Source organism: Desulfosarcina sp., from assembly GCF_041551955.1.
Classification (GTDB): Bacteria; Desulfobacterota; Desulfobacteria; order Desulfobacterales; family Desulfosarcinaceae; genus Desulfosarcina.
The window spans coordinates 1-4792 of sequence record NZ_JBFELV010000399.1; the positions used below are offsets into that span (position 1 = coordinate 1).

5 protein-coding genes are annotated in these 4792 nt (G+C 57.1%); 4 read left to right on the forward strand and 1 reads right to left on the reverse strand.

Annotated features, from left to right (window positions below; all coding sequences use genetic code 11):
* Both ABYV26_RS21045 and ABYV26_RS21050 read left to right on the forward strand, forming a co-directional pair.
* The coding region (locus ABYV26_RS21045; protein ID WP_372683323.1) for an NAD(P)/FAD-dependent oxidoreductase at nucleotides 1-1020 on the forward strand (1020 nt) is incomplete at its 5' end.
* Between the two features lie 406 nt (nucleotides 1021-1426).
* Complete coding sequence (locus ABYV26_RS21050) at nucleotides 1427-2128, forward strand: flavodoxin family protein (RefSeq protein ID WP_372683324.1); 702 nt, start codon at nucleotides 1427-1429, stop codon at nucleotides 2126-2128.
* On the opposite strand, the gene ABYV26_RS21055 is transcribed toward ABYV26_RS21050, so the two are convergent.
* Nucleotides 2076-2663, reverse strand: a complete 588-nt coding sequence (locus tag ABYV26_RS21055) for a hypothetical protein (RefSeq protein ID WP_372683325.1) — start codon at nucleotides 2661-2663, stop codon at nucleotides 2076-2078. The two genes, ABYV26_RS21050 and ABYV26_RS21055, sit on opposite strands and share 53 nt — an antisense overlap.
* Nucleotides 2664-2894: 231 nt before the next feature.
* Between ABYV26_RS21055 and dksA the strand changes: the two genes are divergently transcribed.
* Together dksA and ABYV26_RS21065 are read left to right on the forward strand one after the other, a co-directional pair.
* On the forward strand, nucleotides 2895-3260 hold the full coding sequence (gene dksA, locus ABYV26_RS21060; RefSeq protein ID WP_372683326.1) for an RNA polymerase-binding protein DksA: 366 nt from the start codon (nucleotides 2895-2897) through the stop codon (nucleotides 3258-3260).
* Between the two features lie 274 nt (nucleotides 3261-3534).
* Nucleotides 3535-4792, forward strand: a 1258-nt coding sequence (locus ABYV26_RS21065; RefSeq protein ID WP_372683327.1) for a sigma-54-dependent transcriptional regulator, incomplete at its 3' end; no start/stop codon positions are given.

Below are 4792 nucleotides of genomic sequence, written 5' to 3' on the forward strand. Positions count from 1 at the left end.
AAAAAGAAAAAGACGACCCTGTCGGCCAAGAACATCCTGTTGGCCACCGGCTCCGAACCCATTGAAGTCAAAGGACTGGAATTCGACGGCAAGCATATCGTCAGCTCCACCGAAGCGCTTTCCTTCGACACGGTACCTAAAAGTCTGGGCATCGTCGGCGGCGGCTACATCGGTTTGGAGCTGGGATCGGTGTGGGGGCGGCTCGGTTCAAAGGTCACCGTCGTCGAGATGCTGCCCAAAATCGCCACTACGCTGGACGGCCAGGTGGGTCGCACCCTGGATCGTATCCTCAAGCGACAGGGTTTGGAATTTAGGCTCAACACCAAGGTGGCCAAAGCCGCGGTGGCCGGTAAAAAGGTCAAGGCCGTGCTGGAAAGCAAGGGAAAGACTGAGGAGATGACCTTTGACCGGCTGCTGGTGTCCATCGGCCGGCGACCCCTCACCCGCGGTCTGGGCATCGAGGCGCTGGGCATCGACACCGATCCGAAAACCGGCCAGATCCTCGTGGACGAAACTTACCGCACCAGCGTCGACGGCATTTACGCCATCGGCGACCTGATTCCGGGCCCCATGCTGGCCCACAAAGCCTCCGCCGAGGGCACCGCGGCGGTGGAATGCATGGCCGGCCGTGCCGGCGAAGTGAACTACGATGCCATTCCCGCGGTGGTCTACACCTGGCCCGAGGTGGCCAGCGTGGGCCTTACCGAAGAGCAGGTGCGTGAAAAAGAGATCCCCTATTGTGTGGGCAGCTTTCCCTTTTCCGGCGCGGGGCGGGCGCGCTGCATGGGCGAAACCGACGGGTTTGTCAAGCTTATCTCCCACGGCAAGACCGACCGGATCCTGGGCGTCCACATCATCGGCCCCCGGGCGGCGGACATGATCGCCGAGTGTGTGCTGGCGCTCGAGTTCGGTGCCAGTTCGGAAGACATTTCACGCACCATCCATGGCCACCCCACATTTTCCGAAGCGCTGCAGGAGGCGGCGATGAATGTGCGGAAGTGCTCGATCTACGCCTCCTGATGTCCGTCCAGAAACAGTATCTTCCGGCCCAGGCCGGCGTTCTCACATCTTTGAGATCCTCGACGTAGCGCAGCTACGCCTGCGGTCTCAAAAATGCTGCGGCCTTGGCCTGAACCGGAACCTACTATTTATAGACGGACATCTCTCCCAGGCTTGAGGGTAAGCGATGACCTTGTTCGTAAGCAAATCATTTCCTGGTGGAACCACCAATCCCAGAGTGCGTAACTCCGGCATGTAAACATTCACCGGATCTGTTTTTTTCGTAAGTGGTTGCTTTGGCTGAGGTTTTCGGGCTCCCCGAACCTCTGAACCCTGAACCTTTGAACCCGTGAAGGGGTGCGTTTGCGGGATTCATGAAACTCGAAAGTTGAATACGGGATCTAGGCTTAAATCGAAAGGACCATATATGAAGATTCTGGGTATATCCGGCAGTCCCCGCAAAGCGAGCCAATCCGGCGTGTACAAGCTGTTGCAGACCGTGCTTGAAAACACCGGCGTGGACTACGAGCTGGTCTCCCTGCGGGGAAAGACCATCTCGGGGTGCATTGCCTGCCTGGGTTGCGTGAAGGACAATGTCTGCAAGGTGGAGGACGACCTGGCGCCGCTGCGTGAGAAAATCGTGGCGGCTGACGCTTATGTATTCGGCGCACCCAACTACTACGCCACCCTCAATGCCACCACTCATGCACTGCTGGAACGCTGGTTTCAGTTCCGCCATCAAACCGGCGACATCCTGTGGGGTAAGTTGGCCGTGGCCGTGGGGGTGGGCGGCACCAGTGGCCGCTTTCCGGCTGATGAACTGGAAAAATTCTTCCTTTACAACTTCATCGAGACGGTGGCCAAGGTGACGGGACAGGGTGCGGCCTCCTGTTACAGCTGCGGTTACGGGGAGACCTGCCAGGTCGGCATTCCCAGCATGATTCACGGCAAGGGCGTCAAGATCACTCCTGACATGGTTCCGAATGTGACCAAACAGCCCAAGGTCATGGCTGCCGCCGCCGAGGCCGGAAAATTGCTGGGCCAGCGGCTGAAAGAAGGTCACGACCGCGGGGTTGTCACCCGGAAGATGCAGGAGAAGATGATGGCCATGTTCGCCTCCTCCGCTTGATCCGACGGATCACTTCCGTTTCCATCCTGATGCGTTTATTTTCGATCCGTTTAATTTTACCAAGCAGGGCGGCTACCCTATTCCGCTCTGTTTTCTTGAGAAGGGCCCGCTGGGTCGGGCAGATATAGCGGATGCACATCCACGGACGGATTCGCGGCGGCAGGCGACAGCCATAGTGGCTCAAGAACGGACAGGCCATACCGGGACCTGATGCCGCCTGGCAGGGAGGAATGGGTTCGTCGAGCAGGTGGAGAAACAGTAGATCCCGAAAATCGATCCATACCGTGTGGTTGATACAGCAGGGTTCCGGGCAAAAGCGGCAGGTGCGACCGCACAGTGCCGCCATTAACGGCGTCAGTTCGTCAATTCCACGTCTGATTTCCACGGCCACGACGATTGCTCTCTCGAGCGTTCGGCGGTGAATGGCCAACAGGCGCGCTAGCGCGCAGTTCGATTCCTGCCACTGCGGGGTTTGGGGGAAAACACCGCTGTCCGGCCTAAAGGGTGGGGTAAATATGCCGTAAGCGCCTTGCATGCCCAATCCTGATCGAATGCTTAAAAGCTGATCTTAACGGATGAGGCCTTGGCGATGCAACTCATAACCGGTTTCGTTCACCATCGCCCGGATCGATCGCAGGATGTTAGTTTATGGTTTGCCCCTTGATTCTTTTGCTTTAGATGTTATTTTCTGGCCCAACAAAATATCGATACATATGCTTGAGTGCTGTTTTAGATCGGCGTAACCGCCTTACATCAGGATGAATACATGAATAAGAAAGACCTCGACTATTTTCAACAGATGCTGCAGGATGAGCTTGATGCGCTGCTGGCCAAGGCCGGGATTGCCGTGGTGGAGCTGATCGGTGCGGTCTACACCAATGAAGCCGATCCGCTGGACCGGGCCACGGAGGAGGAGTCCCGTAACAATCAGCTGCGCATTCGGGGCAGGGAGAGCCGATTGATCGGCAAGATAAAAAAGAGCCTTCAGGCCATCGATGAGGGGACCTATGGCATTTGTGAAGATTGCGAAGAGCCCATTGCGATTGCCCGCCTGATGGCCAGACCGGTCACCAGCTATTGTATCGACTGTAAAACCAAGCAGGAGGCCTTTGAGCGAGTCATCGGCAGTTAGCCGTGAAAATGAATGTCAACGTCACCCCATTCCTTGCCGGAAAAACCCTTACCTCTCCCGATCTTATGCGCCCGTCGTGAGTCCCATACACTGATTTTAGATATTCTACATCCACGCCGCCGGTGTCACATCGGCATGGAGACCGGATCGAAGCGTTGAAAAAAACCAAGAATTGTTGGATGATGCCGCTGACGATCCGCGTTGGGTGAGACCCAGGTGGCCGGTTTTGGTTGGATTGCTTTTTCGGTAGTGGCGACAGCACAAGAGAGATCCAATGGCAAGTGACACGATACTTGTGGTAGATGATGAAGTCGATTTGGTTCATGGCCTCCGGCGAACGCTCTCCATGGAAATCGGCTGCCGCGTCCTGACAGCCGAAAACGGTGTCCAGGCGCTTGACATCCTGTCGAACACCGCTGTCGATGTCGTTCTGGCAGACGTCCTCATGCCGCAAATGGATGGGCTCACGCTGCTTGAACGAATCAAATCCCGGGATCCAGCGGTAACGGTCATCATCATGACCGCCTACGGCACGATCGAAAAGGCCGTGGAGGCCATAAAAAAAGGGGCATACGACCTGATTCAGAAGCCCTTGGATGAGGAGCGGCTGATCCATCTGCTCAGAAAGGGATTAGAGCTCAACCGGCTGGTGCGGGAGAATGCCCGCCTGACCGAAGCGATTTCCCGCAAGGAAACCGTTGGCAGCATGGTGGGCCAGAGCCGGCCCATGCGGGCGATATTCGATAAAATCAATATGCTGGCCCAATCAGACGAAACGGTGCTTATCCGCGGGGAGACCGGGACGGGTAAAGAGCTTGCCGCTCAGGCGATTCACAACCTCAGCCGGCGGGGACGCCGCCATTTGATTACGGTCAACTGTCCGGCCCTGCCGGAAACCATTCTGGAGAGTGAGCTTTTCGGCTACCGCAAGGGTGCTTTCACGCATGCCATTGCCGATCACGCCGGTATGTTCGACCAGGCCAACGGCAGCTCCATCTTTCTCGATGAAATCGGAGATCTGACCCTACCGGTCCAGACCAAGCTGCTGCGGGTTCTGCAGGACAAGGAGGTCCGTCCCCTGGGGTCGACCCGGAGCCACCTGGTGGACACGCGCATTCTGGCGGCCACCAATCAAGATCTAGAGCTGAAAATAAGCCAGAACCGTTTCCGGGAGGATCTGTTTTACCGCCTGAACGTGGCTACACTGACTCTGCCCTCCCTCGATACCATCCGCGAAGACATCCCCCTTCTGGTCGCGCATTTCTTAGATCGGGTGGCCCGCGAACTGGACCAGGCCAAGAAAACCGTCACCCCTGAAGTACTTAACCGCCTGATAGGTCAAGAATGGCCCGGAAACACCCGTCAGCTGGAAAATCTGATCCGCGGCTGGTATGCGGTGATACCGGATGCGGAGATCACCCCCCGCCACCTGGCGGCGGATGCCTGCCCTGCGGTATGCCCGGCCGGCGAGATAAATCTGGACGAACCCTATCAGGACCTCAAGAAAAAAGCCATCGAATCATTTACCCTGG